This is a genomic window from Amycolatopsis sp. NPDC049252, assembly GCF_043197175.1.
In the GTDB taxonomy this organism is placed as follows: Bacteria; Actinomycetota; Actinomycetes; order Mycobacteriales; family Pseudonocardiaceae; genus Amycolatopsis.
Map to the genome: position 1 here is coordinate 1 of NZ_JBICSQ010000123.1, position 17,706 is coordinate 17,706.

Here is a 17,706-nt window from a genome sequence, read left to right on the forward strand (position 1 = left end):
GGCCGCGTCGCCTCCCGCACCCCCGCCCACGGCTCGTGCGGTGCCGGTGGCGCGAACCGGCCGGCACCGATCGGCGCTGCGGCGTAAGGGATGTCGAGGAAGACGCCGGCGTGGCCGCGGACGTCGCCCGTGGTGGTGGTGACGATCACCGGAGTTCTCCTCGGAGCTTGGCGAACGGGGCCCAGTCCTTGATGGCGAACCGATCGCCGTCGCGGACCACTTCGGCGCCGCCGTGGCCGCCGAGGTGGGCGGGCAGGACGAGCGCGTTCGTGTCCGCGGCCCGGCCGAGCAGCCGCCGCCGGGTGGCGCGGGCCTGCGCGGGGTCCTCGCAGAAGCAGCTGTTCGTGTCGGGCTCGACGAGCTGCAGCGCGGTGTGCAGCAGGTCGCCGACGAACAGCGCGCGGTCGCCGCCCGAGTCGAGCGTGAGCACCGACGACCCCGGTGTGTGCCCCGGCGCGAGTTCGAGCGTGAGGTTCGCGTCGATGCGGTGGCTGTCCTCCCACAGCAGCGTCTGGCCGGCTTCGTGCACCGGCGCGACGCTGTCCTCGAAGACGTTCTGGTTGCCCCGCCCCAGGTTCGGCTCGTGGCCGTTGGCCGGGTTCCAGAACTCGAAGTCCGGCTGGGGCATCAGGTAGGTGGCGTTGGGGAACGTCGGCACCCAGCTGCGGTCGTCGAGGACGGTGTTCCAGCCGACGTGGTCGACGTGCAGGTGCGTGTTGACCACCAGGTCGACGTCCTCCGGCCGGACGCCGGCCGCCGCGAGGTTGCCGAGGAAGCCGGTGTTCAGGTGGCTCCACACCGGGGTGTACGGCCGCTCCTTGTGGTTGCCGACGCCGGTGTCGACGAGGATCGTCTTGCCTTCGCTGCGCAACAGCCAGGTCTGGATGGCCGCGACGCAGACGTCGTTGTCCCGGTCGAGGAAGTCGGGCGCGAGCCAGTCCGCGTCCCAGGCGCCGTCCGGGCTTTCGGGGAAGAAGGTCTCGGGCGACATCTCGACCGAGCCGTAGTACTCCGTGATCCGGGTGACGGTGACGTCGCCCAGCACAATCTCCTGCATGTCCGCTCCGGGGTCGCTGGTGTTTCCCCCACCCTGCGGCGGTTTCGCGGGGGCAACCAGTCCCGCCGCTGCCTACCCCCGGCAGGGGCAGGCTCGCCGCGCGGGTCCCGTGTTTACTGGGGGCATGGCTGTTCTCGGCGAGTTCCTGCGGGCGCGCCGGTCGCTGCTGCGCCCGGAGGACGTCGGCCTGCCCGCCCTGCGCGAACGGCGGCGCGTCGCCGGGCTGCGGCGCGAGGAGCTGGCGCGGCTGGCCGGCGTCAGCGTCTCGTACTACACGCGCCTCGAGCAGGGCCAGTCCGTCAACGCGTCCGGCGCGATCCTCGACGCGCTCGCCGAGGCCCTGCGGCTCGACGAGCACGAGCGCGAACACCTGCGTGAGCTGGCCGCGCAACGCCCGCGTGCGCAACGCCGCCCGCCGCCGGAACGGCTCGACCCGCTGGCGCGCGACCTGCTGCGCTCACTGGGGGACGTGCCCGCGCTGGTCCTCGGGCGGCGCAGCGACGTCCTGGCGTGGAACCCGCTGGGCCACGCGCTGCTGGCGGGCCACGTCGACTTCACCGCGCCCGACCGGCCGGCGGACCGGCCCAGCACGGTCCGGATGCTGTTCCTCGACCCGCACGTCCGCGAGCTGTACGCGGACTGGCCGCGCAAGGCCCGGGCCGTCGTCGGCAACCTGCGGGCCGTCGCCGGGCGGCACCCCGAAGACGCGCTGCTGGCGTCGCTGGTCGGGGAGCTGTCGATGAAGAGCCCCGAGTTCGTCGCGCTGTGGGGCGACCACCGGGTCAAGCCGTGCGAGGCCGACTCCTACGACCTGCGCCACCCGCTCGTGGGCCCGCTGACCGTGGCCCAGCAGATCCTGACCCCGGCGCGATCGCCGGAACAGACCGTCGTCGTCGTGACGACCGCGGAGGGTTCCGCCTCGGAGAACACGCTCAAGCTGCTCGCCCGGTCAGGGCACTGAGCCGGCCAGCTTCTTCTTGCGGGCGGCCAGATCCGCGGCGGAGTAGTGCCGTCCGGCGCGGACGACACCCGCGATGTGGCGCAGGTGCTTGACGTCGGTCAGCGGGTTCTCCGTCAGCAGGACCAGATCCGCGTTCTTGCCGGGCTCGACGGTGCCCATCGTGGCCGTGGTGCCGAGGAACTCGGCCGGGAGCGTGGTCGTCAGCTGCAGGACGCGCAACGGGGTGAGCCCGGCCCGGGCCAGCTCCGCGAACTCCCGGTGCAGGGCCGCGCCGGGGATCACCCAGGCGGCGCCGGAAGAATCGGTGCCGGCGAGCATCTTGACGCCGGCGTCGTCGAACAGCTTGGTGAGTTCGAGCTGCCGTTTGTAGGCCTCGGTGAACGTCGCGCGGGCGTCGGCCGGGAACTCGGCGAACTTCGCGGCCGCCGCGCGCCAGGCTTTCTTCGTGGCCGGGGTGGTGTAGGTGAGGTCCGGGTCCTCGGCGAAGGCGGGAGAGTCGCACAGTTCCTGGGTCTTGATCCGGATCAGCGTCGGGACCTGCCAGGTGCCGTCGGCGGCGAACCGCTCGGCGAGGACCTGCGCCCGCTCGCGGTCGAACGTGCCGATCGCACGGGAGAGGTTCGCGATGTCCGCCGGTTTGCTGACGTTGATCGGGTTGATCACCAGCTTGCGCAGGACCCGGTCCATGACCTTGTCCAGGAACGGGATCTTGAACGGCGGCAGCTTCAGCTTCGGGCCGCCGGCCGCGGCGGCCTCCCGGATGTCGCCGTGGTCGCCGGAACAGCAGGCGAACAGCGCGACACCGGGGCCGAGGTGCTCGATCGACTTCATCCCGCCGCGGGACGCCTTTTCGACGTCGATCCCGGCGGGCAGGTGCCCGGCGATGGGCAGGCCGAGACGCCGGGCTTCGGCCTGGGCGTCGAAGAAGACCTCGCGCGTGACGAGCCCGGCCTTGATGAAGTCGGCGCCTTCCGCGTGCTGCTCCCGGATCGCCGCGACGGCCTGGTCCACTGTGGACGCGTTCGCCGGGGTCAGCAGCGGTCCCGGGGTGGCGAGCAGGGCGGGCGACGCGTCCGGGAAGCCCAGTTTTCCGGCGGCGCGACGGCGCAGCAGGTCGATGCTGCCGCCCATCTGCCGGAACCCGGTGATGCCGTGGGCCAGCATCAGCTCGAGCGTCGTCGCCGGGTCGGCCTTGCCGAGGGGATGGGCGTGCATGTCGTTGTAGCCGGGGACGACGTACGTCCCGCTCGCGTCGACCCGCTCGGCGTCGGCCTCGATGCCGGGCCGGACGTCGAGGATCCGGCCGTCCTTGATGAAGACATCGGTGCTTTCGGTCAGCCTGCCGTCACGGGGGTCGACGACGGTGGCGCCGGTCAGCAGCAGGCGGGTGGTCACGCGGTTTCCGGTCCTTCTGCCGGCCAGGGCGCGCTGTCCGGCCGCACGGGATGTGGGTCGCGGCCCCGGCGTTCGTGCGGGATCAGCTGCGTGATGGCCGTGACGTCGCTCATGCGGTCTCCGTTGCGGGACGGTCGGTGGCCGGGGCGAGGCCGCCGTCGACGAGGATCTGCTGCGTGCGGCGGACGTGCGCGGCGAAGAGCGTCTCCGCGGCGTCGGCGTCGTGGGCCAGCGCTGCGTCCATCAGGCCCTTGTGCTCGCCGGCCACGTCGCGGTGCATCTCCTGGGTGCCGGTGGCGGACCAGGCGCGGTAGACCTCGGCGGCGTCGGAGAGCCGGGCGCAGATGTCCAGCAGCACCGCGTTGCCGCACGCCTCGATCAGCGTGCGGTGGAACGCCAGGTGCGCCACCGCCCACTCCTCGTTGCGCCGCAGGTGGGCGCCGGGCAGCAGCATCGGCTGGACCGACAGCCGGTGGTGGGCGGCCAGCACCTCGGACTCCCAGGTGACCCCGCCGCGCTCGACGGACAGCCGGATGGCCGCGCCTTCGTTGACCACGCGGGCTTCGGTGAGGTCGTTGAGCGCGCGCAGCGACAGCGGCGTCACGTGGAAGCCGCGGTTGCGGTCGACCTGCACGAGGTCCTTCGCGCCGAGCAGGCCGAGCGCTTCCCGCACGACACTGAGGCTCACGCCGTACTGCTCGCCGAGGTCGCCGGGCTTGAGCCGCTCCCCGGGCTGCCGTTCACCGTTGAGGATCGCCGACCGCAGCTGTTCGTAGACCATCACGGCCAGGCTCTCGCCGCCCGCTCTCTTCGCCATGATCGCAGCGTAACACACTCTTCGATAGATAATCGATTCTGTGCTTGACAGTCGTCTATGCCGGGCAGAGTATGAGTCGCATCGACCGATCGAAAGGCATCTCATGCGGATCGCCACTCTCTCCGGACGGCTCGTCCTCGTGACCGAGGCCGGCGCCGTCGACGTCGAACAAGCCAGTGAGCGGCGGTTTTCCGCCGACCCGCAGGCGATCTACGACCGCTGGGCCGAGTTCCGGGCCTGGGCGGCGACAGCACCCGCGGACGCGGTGCCGTTCGCGGAAACCGACCTCGGGGCGCCGGTCCCGGCGCCGCGCCAGATCTTCGGCATCGGGCTCAACTACCGCGACCACGCCGCCGAAGCCGGCCTCGGCCTGCCGGACTCGCCGACCGTCTTCACGAAGTTCGCGAGCAGCCTGACCGGGCCGTCCGGCGAGATCGCGCTCCCCGGCCCGGCGGACTGGGAGGTCGAACTCGTCGCCGTCATCGGCGTGCTCGCCCGCGACGTCCCGGCCGAGCACGGCTGGGAGCACGTCGCCGGGCTCACCGTGGGGCAGGACCTGTCCGACCGGACGCTGCAGCTGGCCGGGCCCGCACCGCAGTTCAGCCTCGGCAAGTCCCGCCCCGGCTTCGGGCCGATCGGGCCGTTCGTCGTGACGCCCGACGAGTTCGCCGACCCGGACGACCTCGCGCTCGAGTGCGAGGTCAACGGCGAGTCCGTGCAGAAGAGCCGGACCGGCGAGCTGATCTTCTCGGTGCCGGAGCTGGTGTCCCGCCTCTCGGCGGTGCTGCCGCTGTGGCCGGGTGACCTGATCTTCACCGGAACCCCCGCCGGTGTCGGCATGGCGCGCACCCCGCAGCGGTTCCTCAACCCGGGTGACGAGCTGGTCAGCACCATCGAGGGCATCGGCCGGATGCACCACGGGTTCACCGCGTCGTGACGACCGTCGACGCGGACCGGTTCCGCGCGGTGATGGCCTCGGTTCGGGGCGCCGGGCGGTTCGGCGTCAACCTGCTGGGCCGCGAGGACCAGATCACCCCGCTCGTCCGACCCGGAGGAACAGCATGAGCCTGCACCGCCTGACCAAGATCACCGTCGGCGTCCCGAACGTCGACGAGACCGCCGAGTACTACACCGAGTTCGGCCTGACCCCGACCGGTTCCGGCTTCTCCACCGCCGACGGTGGTGAGCAGCTCGAACTGCGCCACACCGCCCGGCGGCGGCTGCTGACCCTCGGGGTCGGCGCCGACGACCCGGACGACCTGGACCGCGTCGCCGCGTCGCTGGCCCGCCTCGACCTCGGCAGCCGGCGCGTCGGCGACGCCCTGCACACGAAGGACCCGGTGACGGGCCTCGACGTCGTCGTGTCGGTGGCGCCGCGGCTGCGGCAGGAGCCGCCGGAACCGGTGGCCTACAACCAGCCCGGTGCGGCGCGGCGGGCGAACGTCCGTGCGCCCGCCATCGACCGGGAGCAGGCCGTCCGCCCGCGCAAGCTCGGGCACGTGGTGTTCGGGTCGCCCGACCAGGCCGCCACCCAGCGGTTCTTCACCGACGGGCTCGGCTTCAAGGTCAGCGACGAAGCCCCCGGCCTCGCTTCGTTCATGCGCTGCTCCACCGACCACCACAACGTGCTCGTGCAGCAGGCGCCGGTCAGCTTCCTGCACCACACGTCCTGGGAGGTCGACGACGTCGACGAGGTCGGCCGCGGCGCCACTTCGATGCTCGAGGGCCACCCCGAGCGTCACACCTGGGGCCTGGGCCGGCACCACATCGGCTCGAACTTCTTCTGGTACCTGCGCGACCCGGCGGGCAACTTCTCCGAGTACTACTCGGACATCGACTGCATCCTGGAGGACCAGATCTGGGAGCCGCGCGTGGTGGCGGGGGAGAAGAGCCTCTACGCGTGGGGCCCGCCGCCCCCGCCGTCGTTCCTGGCCCCGGACGACCTGGCCGACCTGATGACCGACGCCCACCCGGGAGCCTGACGGAGTGATCCTGGACGGGTGGTCACCTGGCGATCGAGCTCACCGGCGTCGAGGTGCCCGTCGGCCGGCTCGGCACACCGACCTGGGGCGCCCGCCCGCGCGGCTAGCCGAACAGCTCCGCGAGAGGACTGTGGTCGAGGGCGTCGAGCAGGGCCGCGGGGTCGTCGTAGGTCGCGACCGCGCCGGCTTCGGTCAGCTCCGCCGCGCTGACGCCGCCGGAGAGCACCGCGACCGTGCGGACGCCCGCCTTGGAGGCGGCGTGGACGTCCCAGACGGAGTCGCCGACGAAGATCGTGTTCACCGGCTTCGTGCCGGCGCGCTCCAGCGCCGCGTGCACCGGTTCCGGGTCGGGCTTGGTGGCCTCGACGTCCTCGCCCGCGACGATGGCGGTGACGACGTCGTCGACGTCGAGGAGCTTGCGCATGACGTCCAGCTCGTCGGGCCCGGCCGACGTCGCCAGGAGGACGCGCACCCCGTGCCCGGCGAGGACGCGGATCAGCGCGGCGGCCTGGTCGAAGGGGCGCAGCATCCCGGCCGACTCGAGGTAGAAGCGGCTGTGGAGCTCTTCCAGCCGGTCGCCGACCTCGTCGGCGTCGTCCTTCCCGAGCAGGTCGGCGAGCAGCTTGCCGGATCCCTTGCCGATGGCGCGGTGGACGCGCCAGGAGTCGACGTCCCGGCCGAGCTCGCGGAACGCCCGCTGCCAGGCGTGCACGTGCAGGTAGTTGGAGTCGACGAGCGTGCCGTCGACGTCGAAGAGCACAGCGGTAGCGATGGCGATCTCCTTCCGATGATTGCGTGATACCCGGCGCACCGGTGCCGAAACGTCTCTTGAGCCGTGATGGCGACGTGCGTCACGTGGGGAACATTTCCGCAGGCCGTGCGTTGTACAGGCTGTCGGTACGGTGGTGTCCCCGGGCCTCACCTTCTGCCTTCGCGGAGTGCCAGTCAGGCTGGCGCCGCGTCGCGCCACTCGCCGAGAGGCGACCCTCCGTACCGGCCTTCGTCTCCCGCTTCCGCTCGCAGGTCTCCCCCCAGCCTTCGCCGAGCGGGGGCGGGTCTTCGCGTTTGACCGCCACACTTCACCCGGCCGTGTGCTCGGCGTGGGTACCCCTCCTTCATGGGACAGGCGGCGGAGCGCGGCTCGCCCGATGGGCGGGGTTGCGACAGGAGGGCGGAGGGCTACGCTGCGGGGGTACGGTTCAGGCAACAGCCGTTCCCCCCATTCCGGTGTGCGTCCGAGCGGGAATCCCGCCCGGCACTCGATCTGTGAACGAAGGCGTCTGCCGATGTTGGTAGTGCAGCACCCCGCGACGGCGATCCCCGTCACCCGTGCGGGACGAAGTGCGTTCGACATCAAGGTGATCCGCCCCTACTTCGGTGCCGTGATGGTCCGGATCCGGGGCGCCCTCGACGAAGAGAGCGCATCCCAGCTCGAGGCCGTCCTGGCCACCTGGGCCCACCGCAAGTTCCCCGTCCTGGTGCTCGACCTCTCGGAGGTCGACCTCCTGGACGCGGCCGGGCTGGCGGCGCTGGTCGACATCCACGTCCGGACGCAGCGGGAGGTCACCACCCTGCGCGTCGTCACGGGCGACAACCGGGTCGTGCGCCGGGCCCTCGCGGACAGCGGGCTCGACCACGCGCTCAACGTCAGCCCGCTGCCGGCGGGCTGGGAGCGGGCGACGGAGATCCCGGACTGATCCGGCTGGCGCGCCGGCCCGCACCCGGGTGAGACTGCCCGGGTGATCACCACCATGCGGGCCTTCGTGCTCACCGGCCCGCGGGAGTTCTCCGTGCGTGCCGTACCCGTGCCCGAGGCCGTCCCCGGCGAGGTCGTCGTCGACGTCGAACGGGCCGGGGTCTGCGGCACGGACGTCGAGTTCTTCACCGGCGAGATGGCCTACCTGCACCAAGGCCATTCGGCGTACCCGATGCGGCTGGGTCACGAGTGGGCGGGCACCGTCTCGGCGCTCGGCGACGGCGTCGACCCCGCGTGGCTCGGGCGCCGCGTCATGGGCGACACCATGCTCGGCGACCGGACCTGCCGCCGCTGCCGCAAGGGCCACCAGCACACCTGCGCGCACCGCGAGGAGGTCGGCATCCGCGGCGGCCGGGCCGGCGCGCTGGCCGAGCGGATCGCCGTCCCCGCGTGGTCGCTGCACGCCCTGCCCGACTCCGTCGACCCCGTCCTCGGCGCCCTGGTCGAGCCGGGCGGCAACGCCCTGCGCGCCGCCCAGGCCGCCGGCGTCGGCCCCGGTGACCGCGCGCTGGTGCTGGGACCCGGGACGATCGGGCTGCTGACGGCGCTGTTCCTGCGCGCGGCGGGCGCCGAAGTGCACCTGCTGGGCCGCGACGAGCCCACCCTCGCCTTCGCCCGCACCCTCGGCTTCACAAACGCCTGGACCCGCGACACCCTCCCGGCCCGGCCGTTCGACGCGGTCGTCGACGCGTCCAACGCCGCCGAGCTGCCCGCGCTGGCCCTGGACCTGGTCGAGCCGGCGGGCCGGGTCGTCTACATCGGACTGGCCGGGCAGCCCAGCCTGCTGGACTCCCGCTCGCTGGTCCTGAAGGACGTCACGGCGGTCGGCATCCTCTCGGCGTCCCCGGGGCTGGCGGACACGATCACCGCGTACGCGAGCGGCGCGGTGGACCCGCGCCCCCTGGTCGCGGCGACGGTCGGCCTCGACGAGGTCGGCGCGGTCCTGGCCGGGGAACACCCGGCGGGCCCCGGCCCGAAGATCCACGTCGACCCGCGCGCCCAGTGAGACCCGCTCAGGACAGGCCGAGCATCCGGATCGCGTTGTCCTTCAGGATCAGCGGCCGGACCTCGTCCTTGATGTCCAGCTCGGCGAAGTCCGCCAGCCAGCGGTCGGGGGTGATGACCGGGAAGTCCGAGCCGAACAGGACCTTGCGCTTCAGCAGCGTGTTCGCCGCGCGGACCAGCTGGGGCGGGAAGTACTTCGGGGACCAGCCGGACAAGTCGATGTAGACGTTCGCCTTGTGCGTCGCCACCGAGATCGCCTCGTCCTGCCACGGCACCGACGGGTGGGCCAGGATGATCGTCAGGTGCGGGAAGTCGGCCGCGACGTCGTCGAGCAGCATCGGGTTCGAGTAGCGCAGCTTGATGCCGCGCCCGCCGGGCAGGCCCGCGCCGATCCCGGTCTGGCCGGTGTGGAACAGCGCCGGGACGCCGAGCTCGCCGATCGCCTCGTACAGCGGGTGGAACCGCGGGTCGTTCGGCTCGAAGCCCTGCAGGCTCGGGTGGAACTTGAAGCCGCGGACGCCGTGTTCGGCGACGAGCCGGCGCACCCGGTGCACGGCGGCCTTGCCCGAGTGCGGGTCGACCGAGCCGAACGGGATGAGCACGTCCGGGTGCGCGGCGGCCGCGTCGGCGATCTCCTCGCTCGACAGCGCGGGGTGCCCGGTCGCGGCCGGCGCCTCGACGGTGAACACGACCGCGGCCATGTTCCGGGCCCGGTAGTGCTCGGCGATCGCCGTCACGGTCGGCGTCCGGTCCTGGTCGGCGCGGAAGTACTTCGCGGACGCGTCGAGCAGCTCCTGGTCCAGCGCGAAACAGCCGTGGCCGTCCTGCTCGACGTGGGTGTGGACGTCGATGGCGGTCAGTGCGGAAAGGTCCACCGGAATCTCCGTCGTTGGATCGGGATGGTCAGGGCAGGTCGGGCTGCGCGGCCTTGGCGGCCAGCAGCTGGGCGAGGACGGCGTCGCGGGCGGCGACGAGGCGGGCTTGGCCGGTTTCGGCCAGTTCGGCGTCGACTCCGGCGACGAGCGTCTCGGCGAGCTCCGGTGTCAGGTGCACTTGCCCGAGGTCACGCCACCACTGTTCGGTCGGCGGGCCGAGGTGCCGCAGGACGTGCGCCAGCCCGCCGGCGCCGCCGGAGAGGTGCTGGTTGACGAACGGGCCGAGCACCGCCCAGCGCAGCCCGGGCCCGTACGCGATGGCCGTGTCGATGTCGGCGACCGTCGCGACCCCGCGTTCGACCAGCGAATACGCCTCCTGCCACAGCGCGGCCTGCAACCGGTTGGCGATGTGGCCGGGAACCTCCCGCGACAGCCGGATCGGGCGTTTGCCGACCGAGGTGTAGAACGCCACGGCCCGGTCGACGACCTCGGGCGCGGTGTCGCGGCCGGGCACGACCTCGACGAGCGGGATCAGGTGCGGCGGGTTGAACGGGTGCCCGATCACGACCCGCTCGGGGTGGTGCGGGCAGCCGCGGGCGATGACGCTGGGCAGCAGCCCCGACGAGCTGCTCGCCAGGACGATGTCCGGCCGCGCGGCCTCGTCGAGGACGGCGAACAGGGCGTGCTTGACGTCTTCGCGTTCCGGACCGTTCTCCTGCACGAAGTCCGCGGCGGCGGCCGCTTCCCCGGCGTCGGCGACGAACCGCAGGCGATCCGTCGGCGCGCCTTCGAGCGCGCCGCGCAACCGTTCTTCGGCGCCCGGCGCCGGATCGGTGGCGACGACGTCGAGGCCGTTCGCGAGGAAGAGCGCGGTCCAGCTCGCGCCGATCACGCCGGTGCCGACGACCGCGACGGTGCTCATGCGCGCGCCCGGAAGTGGTCGAGGGCCGTGGGATCGGCCAGGACGTCGCGGCCGACGACGTCTTCGGGGCGGGCGCCGAGCAGGAGTTTCTTCACGGGCAGCTCCAGTTTCTTCCCGGTGCGGTTGCGGGGGATCACCGGGACGGCGGTGATCTCGTCCGGCACGTGCCGCGGTGACAGCGCGCTCTTCAAGACGCTCTTGATGCGGCGGCGCAGGTCGTCGTCCAGCGCGCCGTCGTGCAGCACGACGTAGAGGCGAAGATCGCCGTTGCCACCCGCCGGATCCTCGAGGTGCACCACGAGGGAGTCGTCGACCTCCGGCAGCTCCTCGACGACCGTGTAGAACTCGGCCGTACCGAGGCGGACGCCGCCGCGGTTCAGGGTGGCGTCCGACCGGCCGGCGATGACGCAGCCGCCGTCCGGCGAGAACCGCACCCAGTCGCCGTGCCGCCAGACGCCGGGGTAGTCGGCGAAGTACGTTGCGCGGTAACGAGAATCCGGGTCCGTGACCGGTAGGTCACCCCAGAACCCGACCGGCATCGACGGCATCGGCGCGGTGATCACGAGTTCGCCCAGTTCCCCGACCACCGGCTCGCCGCGCGAGTCGAACGCCTTCGCGTCGACGCCGAGACAGGGCCCGGAGATCTCCCCGGCCCACACCGGCTGCAGCGGACTGCCCTGGACGATCCCGCTGCAGACGTCGGTGCCGCCGCTGCCGACGTTGAGCAGCACACCGGGGAACCGCTCGGCCACCCACCGGTAGCCCTCGGCGGGCAGCGGGCTGCCCGCCGCGCCGATCTGCCGCAGCGCGGACAGGTCGAGGTCCGCCGCCGGGTCGAGGCCCGCTTTCCGGCACGCCATCAGGAAACCCGGGCTGGCGCCCAGGAGCGTCGCGCGGGTTTCCGCGGCGAGCCGCCACTGCCAGGCCAGGTCCGGGTGCAGCGGGTTGCCGTCGACCAGCACGATCGACGCGCCGGTCAGCAGCCCCGACACGAGCGCGTTCCACATCATCCAGGCGGTGGTGGAGAACCACAGCATCCGGTCGCCGGGGCGCAGATCCCAGCTGAGGCCGTGGTTCTTGAGGTGCTCCAGCAGCAATCCGCCGTGGCCGTGCACGATCGGCTTCGGTTTTCCGGTGGTGCCGGAGGAGAACAGCACGCACAGCGGGTGCGCGAACCCGACCGGCTCGAACCCCGGCTCACCCGGGTTGTCGAGCAGGTCCGTCCAGCCGGTGGCGTCGTCGCCGTACGCGACCCGGACGACGTGCTCGAGGGTCGGCAGCCCGGCCACGATCTCGGCGACCTCGCCGCGGCGGTCGACGTCCTTGGTGCCGTACCGGTACCCCGAGACGGTCAGCAGGACCTTCGGCTCGACCTGCCCGAACCGGTCGAGCACCGCGCGGGCCCCGAATTCCGGCGCGCAGGACGCCCAGACGGCGCCGAGGCTCGCGACGGCTAGGTACGCGACGACGGTCTCGGGGATGTTCGGCAGGTAGGCCACGACGCGGTCGCCGCGCCCGACGCCCAGCCGGGCCAGCCCGGCGCGGGCGCGGGCCACCTGGTCGCGCAGCTCCGCCCAGGTCAGCTCGACGCGGTCGCGGGTCTGCGCATACGCGATGACGGCGACCTCGTCGTCCGGCCGGTCGGTCAGGGCGTGCTCGGCGTAGTTGAGCGTCGCGCCGGGGAACCACTCGGTGCCCGGCATACGCGGGTCGGGGACGACCGCCGTCTCCGGCGTGTGGAAGCGGACGCCGAAGTAGTCGCGGATCGAGGACCAGAAGCCGTCGAGATCGGTCACCGACCAGTGGTGCAGGCTCGGGTAGCCGTCGAAGCCGAGGCCGCGATGGGTGCTCAGCCAGCCGAGGTAGCGGCCGATTTCGGTGGTGTCGCGGACATCGGCGGCGACCGGGCGCAGCGGCGTCGTCGTCATCGGGCGACCTTCGCCGCGCGCTTGTCCAGGAACGCCCGCATCCGGTCCTGGGCCTCGGCGCTGCCGCTGGCGACGGCCGCCATCAGCGCCTCGAGCAGGTAGCCCTCGGCCGGGTTGGCCTCGGCGATGCGCGGCAGCGCCTGCAGCACCGCGAACGTCGTGATCGGCGACGTCGCGGCGATCTTGCGGGCCAGGCCGAGCGCGTGCTCGAGACCTTCGCCCGGCTCGACGCGGTAGTGCGAGAGTCCGGCGGCGTGGCCCTCGTCGGCGTCGAGGACCCGCCCGGTGAGCATCAGGTCGGTCATCCGGTGGGCGCCGATCAGCCGCGGCACCCGCACCGACCCGCCGCCGCCGACGAACAGGCCGCGCTGGCCCTCCGGCAGCGCGTAGAACGCCGTCGACTCGGCGACGCGGATGTGCGTGGCCGTCGCGAGTTCGAGGCCGCCGCCGATGACCGCGCCCTTGAGCACCGCGACGACCGGGACGCGGCCGCGTTCGATCCGTTCGAAGGCGCGGTGCCACATCATCGAGTGCTGCAGGCCCTCGAAGGCGTCCCGCTCGGACAGTTCCGACAGGTCGAGCCCGGCGGAGAAGTGGTCGCCTTCGGCGTCGAGCACGACGGCCTTCACCCCGGCCGGCGGCGCGTTGAAGAAGGCTTCGAGGCCCAGGACGGTCGCGTCGTCGAGCGCGTTGCGCTTCTTCGGCCGCGACAGCCGCAGCACGGCGACGTCGTCGTGGAGTTCGAGGTGCAGCGTGCTGATCATGGGGCTCCGTAGGTTTCGGCGGCTTGCTTGCGCAGCTCGACGCGGCGGATCTTGCCGGTGGCGTTGCGCGGCAGCGCCTCGACGAACCGGACGTACTTCGGCACCTTGTAGCGGGCCAGGTGCTGTTCCAGGTGCGCGCGAAACGCGGCTTCGTCCGGCTCCGCGCCGTCGCGGGCGACGACGTAGGCGGCGCCGACCTCGCCCCAGCGCTCGTCCGGCACCCCGACCACGGCACACGCGTCGACGGCGTCGAGCTGGACGGCGATCGCCTCGATCTCGGCGGGGTAGACGTTCTCGCCGCCGGAGATGATCAGGTCCTTGACCCGGTCGACGATGTGGGCCCAGCCGTCGTCCTCGACGCGGACGACGTCCCCGGTGCGGAACCAGCGCTCGTCGACGAAGCTCGCGGCGGTCTCTTCGGGCCGGTTCCAGTAGCCGGAAAAGACGTGCGGGCCACGGACGAGCAGCTCGGCGGGCTCGGCGCTCAGCGGTCTGACGCCGTCGGCGGCGACGTCGGTGAAGAAGTGCGGCACGCCCGCCGCGACCGGGTGGTCGAGCGTGCCGTCGTGGGTGGCCATGAAGACGCCGGGGGCGGCCTCGGTCATGCCGTAGCCCTGCAGCAGCCGGACGCCGCGGTCGAGCCACGCCCGCGCGACCCGCTCGGCGACCGGCGAGCCGCCGTAGAGCACGCAGGTCAGCGAGCTGAGGTCGGTGGCCGCCCACGATGCGTGCCGGCACATCATCTCCAGCATCGTGGGCACCGCGGAGAAGCTGGTGATCCCGGCTTCGGCGATGCGGGCGAGGATCGTCCCGGCGTCGAACCTGGCGACCGGCTCGACGCTGCCGCCCTTGAACAGCGTCGGCAGCGTGATCTGGCCCAGGCCGACGCAGTGGAACAGCGGCGCGATGCAGAGGGCCTTGTCGGTGCCGAGGACGTCCAGGTGGGCGAGCTGGTTGACGGTGTTCCAGGTCAGGTTGCCGTGGGTGAGCACCGCCGCCTTCGGGCGGCCGGTGGTGCCGGAGGTGTAGAGCAGCAGACAGGGGTCGTCGAGGCCGACTTCGGGTTCGGGCGGCGTTCCGCTTCCTTCTTCGCCCGCTTTCACGAGCTGGATTTCGTGGGGCCCGGCCGCCGCGACGAGATCGTCGGCGTCCGGGCTGTGCACGAGGACCGACGCGCCGCTGTCGCCGAGCATGTAGCGGATTTCGGCGGAGGAGAGCCGGTAGTTGAGCGGCACGAAGATCGCGCCGCAGCGGGCGGTGGCGAAGAGCGTCTCGAACACGCTGATGTCGTTGACGCCGAGGTAGGCGACCCGGTCGCCCGGCCGCACGCCGCGCCGGGTCAGGTCCCCGGCCAGCCGCTCGACGGTGCCGGCGAGCTGGGCGTAGGTGAGGGTGCGCCCGTCCTGCACCAGCGCGGTGCGGCCGGGGTCGATCCGTGCTCGTCGCGCCGGCCAGCTGCCCAGGCCGAAGTCCGCGCTCATCCGCTCGCCTCCTGATATCAGGAACCCTGATACCAATCAGGATGCGCGCGGGCCGCGGCGGGTGTCAAGAGTGGTCCGGGCTGCCGTGGTGGCCACCACGGCCTTGTCAGCGGCGGACGACCTTCAGGTCGGCGACTTCGAGCAGCCCGTCGAGCTCGACGCGGGCTTTGCGCTGCCGCGGGTCGGGGGCCAGGCCCTGGGCGCGGACGACGTCCAGCAGGCGGCCGGCCAGCGGCAACACCATGTGGCGGCCCCAGCAGCGCTCGCTGACGTGGCCGAACGGCAGGTAACCCGGCTGGGTGTCGGCGTCCAGGTCCGCCCAGCGCTCCGGGTGGAACTCGTCGGGGTCGTCCCACAGCGCGGGGGAGCGGTGACTGACGATCGGCAGCAGCAGGAGGTCGTCACCGGGGGTGATGCGCGCGTCGACCTCGGTGTACTCCGGCGAGCGGACGCGCAGGATGTTCCACGACGGCGGCAGCAGCCGGAGGGCTTCGTTGATGACGTGCTCGTTGGGGACGTCATCGCCGAACGGCGCGCCGAGCCAGACCGCGTTGGTGACCAGGGCGGCGACGGTGAAGCAGATGGGGGCCGCGACGCGGCGGTAGAGGTACATCCGGAAGCGGCGCTCGGCGAAGTCGTCCGCCGCCAGGACCTGACGCGCGAGGGTGGACAGCTCCCGTCCCACGGGTGACGGCGGGAGCACCGCGGACCCGGTGGTGACGGCCGACCAGGTGAGCTTCGGGGTCAGCTCCAGCCGCCGGTCGACGAGCGTCCGGAACCGGCGGGTTTCGGGGCCGAACACCAGGTCACGCAGGTGGGCGTGCGGCACGGCCGGCCACTTCCCGGTGAGGTCGGGGTGGCCGGCGGGCTTCTTGAGCGCGGCCCGGACGTCGGCGCCGACGGCCTGCATCAGGCTCGCGGACTCCGTCCGGGTGACGCGGCGCCCGAGCACCGGCTTGAACGTGGGCCGTTCCTCGGCGTTCGCCGGGCGGGCCGTCAGCAGGGCGTTCATCAGATCGGGGTCGGCGACGCCGATGGTGTCCGGCTCGAGCCGGAAGAGCTCACCACCCCGGTGTTCCCGCAGCAGCTGGTCGATCCGGGGCGCGAAGACGGTGTGTTTTGTCCGGTTGCCGGCGGAGATAACCACTTTTTCGCGCTCCTTCGAGGAAACGGAGGGCCGGTTCCGGTGACTCCGGAACCGGCCCGGATCCGGTGGCGTGGATCAGATCCAGCCGTACCAGGCGTAGGCCTTCAGGCTCTTCGAGGGGAGCGCTTTCTTGACGAGACGAACCAGCTTCATCGAGTGACTCCTTCGTTCGTGTGAAAGGGATCCCGCTGTCGCGGCCATCCGGGGACCACATTACGGGGCCCGCGTGCCGGTTGGTCAAGAACGAACCTCCGGTTGTCCGTTCGCTGTCCGGTTGCCGGTGTGCGGGAATGCCCTACGAACGTCGGTATTGCCCGTCGATGTAGTCGATGATAGGGAATGGTTTTACACACACGTATTTCATTCTTCACATTCGTGTCTCCGGCGGCATGTTCGAGACCGCCTCCGGCTGGGTAGCCAGGGAGGAAGCGGGCGACGCCCGCCGAGACGAGTGGAGAGGTGAAGCTCATGGGCGACGCTGCGGTCGGGCAACGAGTGAAGACGGCGGCGGCCGGCGTGCGGGAGCTCGCCGTCGAGGCCGCGCGAGTGGGTGCGGACGCGGCCGCGCGGGCGGTGGAGATCACCGACCGGAAGGTGACCGAAGGAGCCGACGAGCTCGCGGCGGTCGGCCGCAAGGCGACGAAGGACTGGGACAAGGGCACGCGGGCGTCCCGCCGCGAGCTGCGGGTGAACTCCGTCGCCGCGCGCGACGAGGTTCTGGCCCGCGCGGCGAAGATGCGCGACCCGGGCCGCAAGGCCGCGGAAGCGGTCGCGGCCGTGGTCGGCTCGACCGGCGATTCGAGCCGCAAGCGCCGCAAGACGGTGGCGACGGCGAAGAAGGACCTGACGGCGGCGCTCGCCGAAGCGAAGAGCGCGGCCAAGGGCGAGCGCGGCCGCAAGCCCCGCTGGCCGTGGCTGGTGGCCGTGGCGGTCGTCGGCGCCGGGGTGGCGGTCGTGCTGCGGGCCAAGCGGGCCAACCCGCTGGTCGAGCGGGACGAGTTCGAGGGCGCCACGCCGAAGGAAGAGGCAGCGGCCCGGGTGAACGGCCACTCGGCCACGCCCCAGGCGGCACCGAAGCCGCCGGTGACGCCGGCCGCGACCCCGCCGAAGCCGGCGGCGGTGACCCCGCCGAAGCCCGCGGTGGGTGCGGCCAAGCCCCCGGCGAAGCCGACGGCCGCTCCGGAGAGCGGCACGAAGAAGCCGGCGGCGAGCCCGGAGAACAGCCCGAAGCGGTGACGGTCCTTCGCTGAGGTTCGCGGCCGGTGTGAAGCCGGTTGCGAGCCGGGAGAACGATCGGAAGATGACCGGCGGGACTCCTTGCGGGCCCGGCCGGTGAAGCTGGTGGCTCCGCGGCGCATCGAGCGCCGCGGAGCTTCTTGCGTTTGGAGTAGGTTGCGGTGATGGCTGATCGCGGTGGTGCGGTGTCGAGCCCGCCCGGTGGGATGTGCGGTGAAGGTCGCTCGTGGAGCCGGGGCGCGGCGGCCGCATCGGGTGCGGCGGAGCTTTCTGCGTTCGGAGTAGGTGGCGGTGATGGTTGACCGCGGTGGTGTGGTGTCGAGGCCGCCCGGTGGGATGTGCGGTGAAGGTCGCTCGGGGTGGCGGGGCGCGGCGGCGGC

The 17,706-nt window shown here is 72.4% G+C and carries 19 protein-coding genes; 7 read left to right on the plus strand and 12 right to left on the minus strand.

The features are described 5' to 3' along the window. Together ACGFMK_RS46060 and ACGFMK_RS46065 are read right to left on the minus strand one after the other, a co-directional pair. Window positions 1-149 (minus strand): carboxylesterase family protein (locus ACGFMK_RS46060; RefSeq protein ID WP_392777485.1); only part of this gene is annotated, 149 nt, incomplete at its 3' end. Then, window positions 146-1,057: an MBL fold metallo-hydrolase gene (locus tag ACGFMK_RS46065; protein WP_392777438.1), complete on the minus strand. Its 912-nt coding sequence runs from the start codon at window positions 1,055-1,057 to the stop codon at window positions 146-148. The genes ACGFMK_RS46065 and ACGFMK_RS46060, both read right to left, overlap by 4 nt. 124 nt (window positions 1,058-1,181) lie before the next feature. On the opposite strand from ACGFMK_RS46065, the gene ACGFMK_RS46070 reads away from it, so the two are divergent. Continuing rightward, on the plus strand, window positions 1,182-2,018 hold the full coding sequence (locus ACGFMK_RS46070; RefSeq protein ID WP_392777441.1) for a helix-turn-helix transcriptional regulator: 837 nt from the start codon (window positions 1,182-1,184) through the stop codon (window positions 2,016-2,018). Here ACGFMK_RS46070 and ACGFMK_RS46075 read toward each other — a convergent pair. Together ACGFMK_RS46075 and ACGFMK_RS46080 are read right to left on the minus strand one after the other, a co-directional pair. Further along, window positions 2,007-3,413 carry an amidohydrolase family protein gene (locus tag ACGFMK_RS46075; RefSeq protein ID WP_392777444.1) on the minus strand — a complete coding sequence of 469 codons (1,407 nt, stop codon included), beginning with the start codon at window positions 3,411-3,413 and terminating at the stop codon, window positions 2,007-2,009. The genes ACGFMK_RS46070 and ACGFMK_RS46075 overlap by 12 nt on opposite strands. Window positions 3,414-3,522: 109 nt before the next feature. Continuing rightward, window positions 3,523-4,230 (minus strand): GntR family transcriptional regulator, encoded by a 708-nt coding sequence (locus ACGFMK_RS46080; protein ID WP_392777446.1) that lies wholly within the window; start codon window positions 4,228-4,230, stop codon window positions 3,523-3,525. 103 nt (window positions 4,231-4,333) lie between these two features. Here ACGFMK_RS46080 and ACGFMK_RS46085 point away from each other — a divergent pair, with 103 nt between their 5' ends. Genes ACGFMK_RS46085 through ACGFMK_RS46095 form a run of 3 tightly spaced genes read left to right on the plus strand, consistent with a single transcriptional unit; the run spans window position 4,334 to window position 6,212 of the window. Continuing rightward, window positions 4,334-5,167 carry a fumarylacetoacetate hydrolase family protein gene (locus ACGFMK_RS46085; RefSeq protein WP_392777449.1) on the plus strand — a complete coding sequence of 278 codons (834 nt, stop codon included), beginning with the start codon at window positions 4,334-4,336 and terminating at the stop codon, window positions 5,165-5,167. Beyond that, the gene (locus ACGFMK_RS46090) at window positions 5,164-5,295 is read left to right on the plus strand and encodes a hypothetical protein (RefSeq protein WP_392777452.1); all 132 of its coding nucleotides are present in this window, start codon (window positions 5,164-5,166) and stop codon (window positions 5,293-5,295) included. The genes ACGFMK_RS46085 and ACGFMK_RS46090 overlap by 4 nt, the downstream gene beginning before the upstream one ends. Further along, entirely contained in the window at window positions 5,292-6,212 is a 921-nt protein-coding gene (locus ACGFMK_RS46095; RefSeq protein ID WP_392777455.1) for a VOC family protein, read from the plus strand. The genes ACGFMK_RS46090 and ACGFMK_RS46095 overlap by 4 nt, the downstream gene beginning before the upstream one ends. Window positions 6,213-6,315: 103 nt before the next feature. Here the strand turns inward: ACGFMK_RS46095 and ACGFMK_RS46100 are convergent, their stop codons facing one another. Further along, on the minus strand, window positions 6,316-6,972 hold the full coding sequence (locus ACGFMK_RS46100; protein ID WP_392777458.1) for an HAD family hydrolase: 657 nt from the start codon (window positions 6,970-6,972) through the stop codon (window positions 6,316-6,318). Window positions 6,973-7,498: 526 nt separating this feature from the next. Between ACGFMK_RS46100 and ACGFMK_RS46105 the strand changes: the two genes are divergently transcribed. Continuing rightward, entirely contained in the window at window positions 7,499-7,909 is a 411-nt protein-coding gene (locus ACGFMK_RS46105) for an STAS domain-containing protein (RefSeq protein WP_392777461.1), read from the plus strand. A gap of 54 nt (window positions 7,910-7,963) precedes the next feature. After that, window positions 7,964-8,974 carry a zinc-binding dehydrogenase gene (locus tag ACGFMK_RS46110; RefSeq protein ID WP_392777488.1) on the plus strand — a complete coding sequence of 337 codons (1,011 nt, stop codon included), beginning with the start codon at window positions 7,964-7,966 and terminating at the stop codon, window positions 8,972-8,974. 7 nt (window positions 8,975-8,981) lie between these two features. Here ACGFMK_RS46110 and couO read toward each other — a convergent pair whose 3' ends face one another. From couO to ACGFMK_RS46145, 7 genes are all read right to left on the minus strand, one after another. Next, window positions 8,982-9,848, minus strand: coding sequence for a 4-hydroxyphenyl-beta-ketoacyl-CoA hydrolase (gene couO / locus ACGFMK_RS46115; protein WP_392777463.1), 867 nt, complete (start codon window positions 9,846-9,848; stop codon window positions 8,982-8,984). A 28-nt stretch (window positions 9,849-9,876) separates the two neighbouring features. After that, complete coding sequence (locus ACGFMK_RS46120) at window positions 9,877-10,770, minus strand: 3-hydroxyacyl-CoA dehydrogenase NAD-binding domain-containing protein (RefSeq protein ID WP_392777466.1); 894 nt, start codon at window positions 10,768-10,770, stop codon at window positions 9,877-9,879. Next, on the minus strand, window positions 10,767-12,698 hold the full coding sequence (locus ACGFMK_RS46125) for an acetoacetate--CoA ligase (RefSeq protein WP_392777468.1): 1,932 nt from the start codon (window positions 12,696-12,698) through the stop codon (window positions 10,767-10,769). The genes ACGFMK_RS46120 and ACGFMK_RS46125 overlap by 4 nt, the downstream gene beginning before the upstream one ends. Next, window positions 12,695-13,462: a crotonase/enoyl-CoA hydratase family protein gene (locus ACGFMK_RS46130; RefSeq protein WP_392777471.1), complete on the minus strand. Its 768-nt coding sequence runs from the start codon at window positions 13,460-13,462 to the stop codon at window positions 12,695-12,697. Before ACGFMK_RS46130 ends, ACGFMK_RS46125 begins: the two co-directional genes overlap by 4 nt. After that, window positions 13,459-14,943: a long-chain fatty acid--CoA ligase gene (locus tag ACGFMK_RS46135; protein ID WP_392777473.1), complete on the minus strand. Its 1,485-nt coding sequence runs from the start codon at window positions 14,941-14,943 to the stop codon at window positions 13,459-13,461. Before ACGFMK_RS46135 ends, ACGFMK_RS46130 begins: the two co-directional genes overlap by 4 nt. 106 nt (window positions 14,944-15,049) lie before the next feature. Further along, window positions 15,050-16,090 (minus strand): cytochrome P450, encoded by a 1,041-nt coding sequence (locus tag ACGFMK_RS46140; protein ID WP_392777476.1) that lies wholly within the window; start codon window positions 16,088-16,090, stop codon window positions 15,050-15,052. Between the two features lie 75 nt (window positions 16,091-16,165). Beyond that, the gene (locus ACGFMK_RS46145; RefSeq protein WP_392777479.1) at window positions 16,166-16,291 is read right to left on the minus strand and encodes a tryptorubin family RiPP precursor; all 126 of its coding nucleotides are present in this window, start codon (window positions 16,289-16,291) and stop codon (window positions 16,166-16,168) included. Window positions 16,292-16,558: 267 nt separating this feature from the next. Between ACGFMK_RS46145 and ACGFMK_RS46150 the strand changes: the two genes are divergently transcribed. Beyond that, on the plus strand, window positions 16,559-17,326 hold the full coding sequence (locus ACGFMK_RS46150) for a hypothetical protein (RefSeq protein WP_392777482.1): 768 nt from the start codon (window positions 16,559-16,561) through the stop codon (window positions 17,324-17,326). Window positions 17,327-17,706: the final 380 nt, after the last annotated feature.

Coding starts and splice junctions, on each gene's coding strand:
- ACGFMK_RS46065 (WP_392777438.1), bottom strand. CDS start 1,057: ATGCAGGAGATTGTGCTGGGCGACGTCACCGTCACCCGGATCACGGAG.
- ACGFMK_RS46070 (WP_392777441.1), top strand. CDS start 1,182: ATGGCTGTTCTCGGCGAGTTCCTGCGGGCGCGCCGGTCGCTGCTGCGC.
- ACGFMK_RS46080 (WP_392777446.1), bottom strand. CDS start 4,230: ATGGCGAAGAGAGCGGGCGGCGAGAGCCTGGCCGTGATGGTCTACGAA.
- ACGFMK_RS46085 (WP_392777449.1), top strand. CDS start 4,334: ATGCGGATCGCCACTCTCTCCGGACGGCTCGTCCTCGTGACCGAGGCC.
- ACGFMK_RS46095 (WP_392777455.1), top strand. CDS start 5,292: ATGAGCCTGCACCGCCTGACCAAGATCACCGTCGGCGTCCCGAACGTC.
- ACGFMK_RS46105 (WP_392777461.1), top strand. CDS start 7,499: ATGTTGGTAGTGCAGCACCCCGCGACGGCGATCCCCGTCACCCGTGCG.
- ACGFMK_RS46110 (WP_392777488.1), top strand. CDS start 7,964: ATGCGGGCCTTCGTGCTCACCGGCCCGCGGGAGTTCTCCGTGCGTGCC.
- ACGFMK_RS46120 (WP_392777466.1), bottom strand. CDS start 10,770: ATGAGCACCGTCGCGGTCGTCGGCACCGGCGTGATCGGCGCGAGCTGG.
- ACGFMK_RS46125 (WP_392777468.1), bottom strand. CDS start 12,698: ATGACGACGACGCCGCTGCGCCCGGTCGCCGCCGATGTCCGCGACACC.
- ACGFMK_RS46130 (WP_392777471.1), bottom strand. CDS start 13,462: ATGATCAGCACGCTGCACCTCGAACTCCACGACGACGTCGCCGTGCTG.
- ACGFMK_RS46135 (WP_392777473.1), bottom strand. CDS start 14,943: ATGAGCGCGGACTTCGGCCTGGGCAGCTGGCCGGCGCGACGAGCACGG.
- ACGFMK_RS46145 (WP_392777479.1), bottom strand. CDS start 16,291: ATGGCCGCGACAGCGGGATCCCTTTCACACGAACGAAGGAGTCACTCG.
- ACGFMK_RS46150 (WP_392777482.1), top strand. CDS start 16,559: ATGGGCGACGCTGCGGTCGGGCAACGAGTGAAGACGGCGGCGGCCGGC.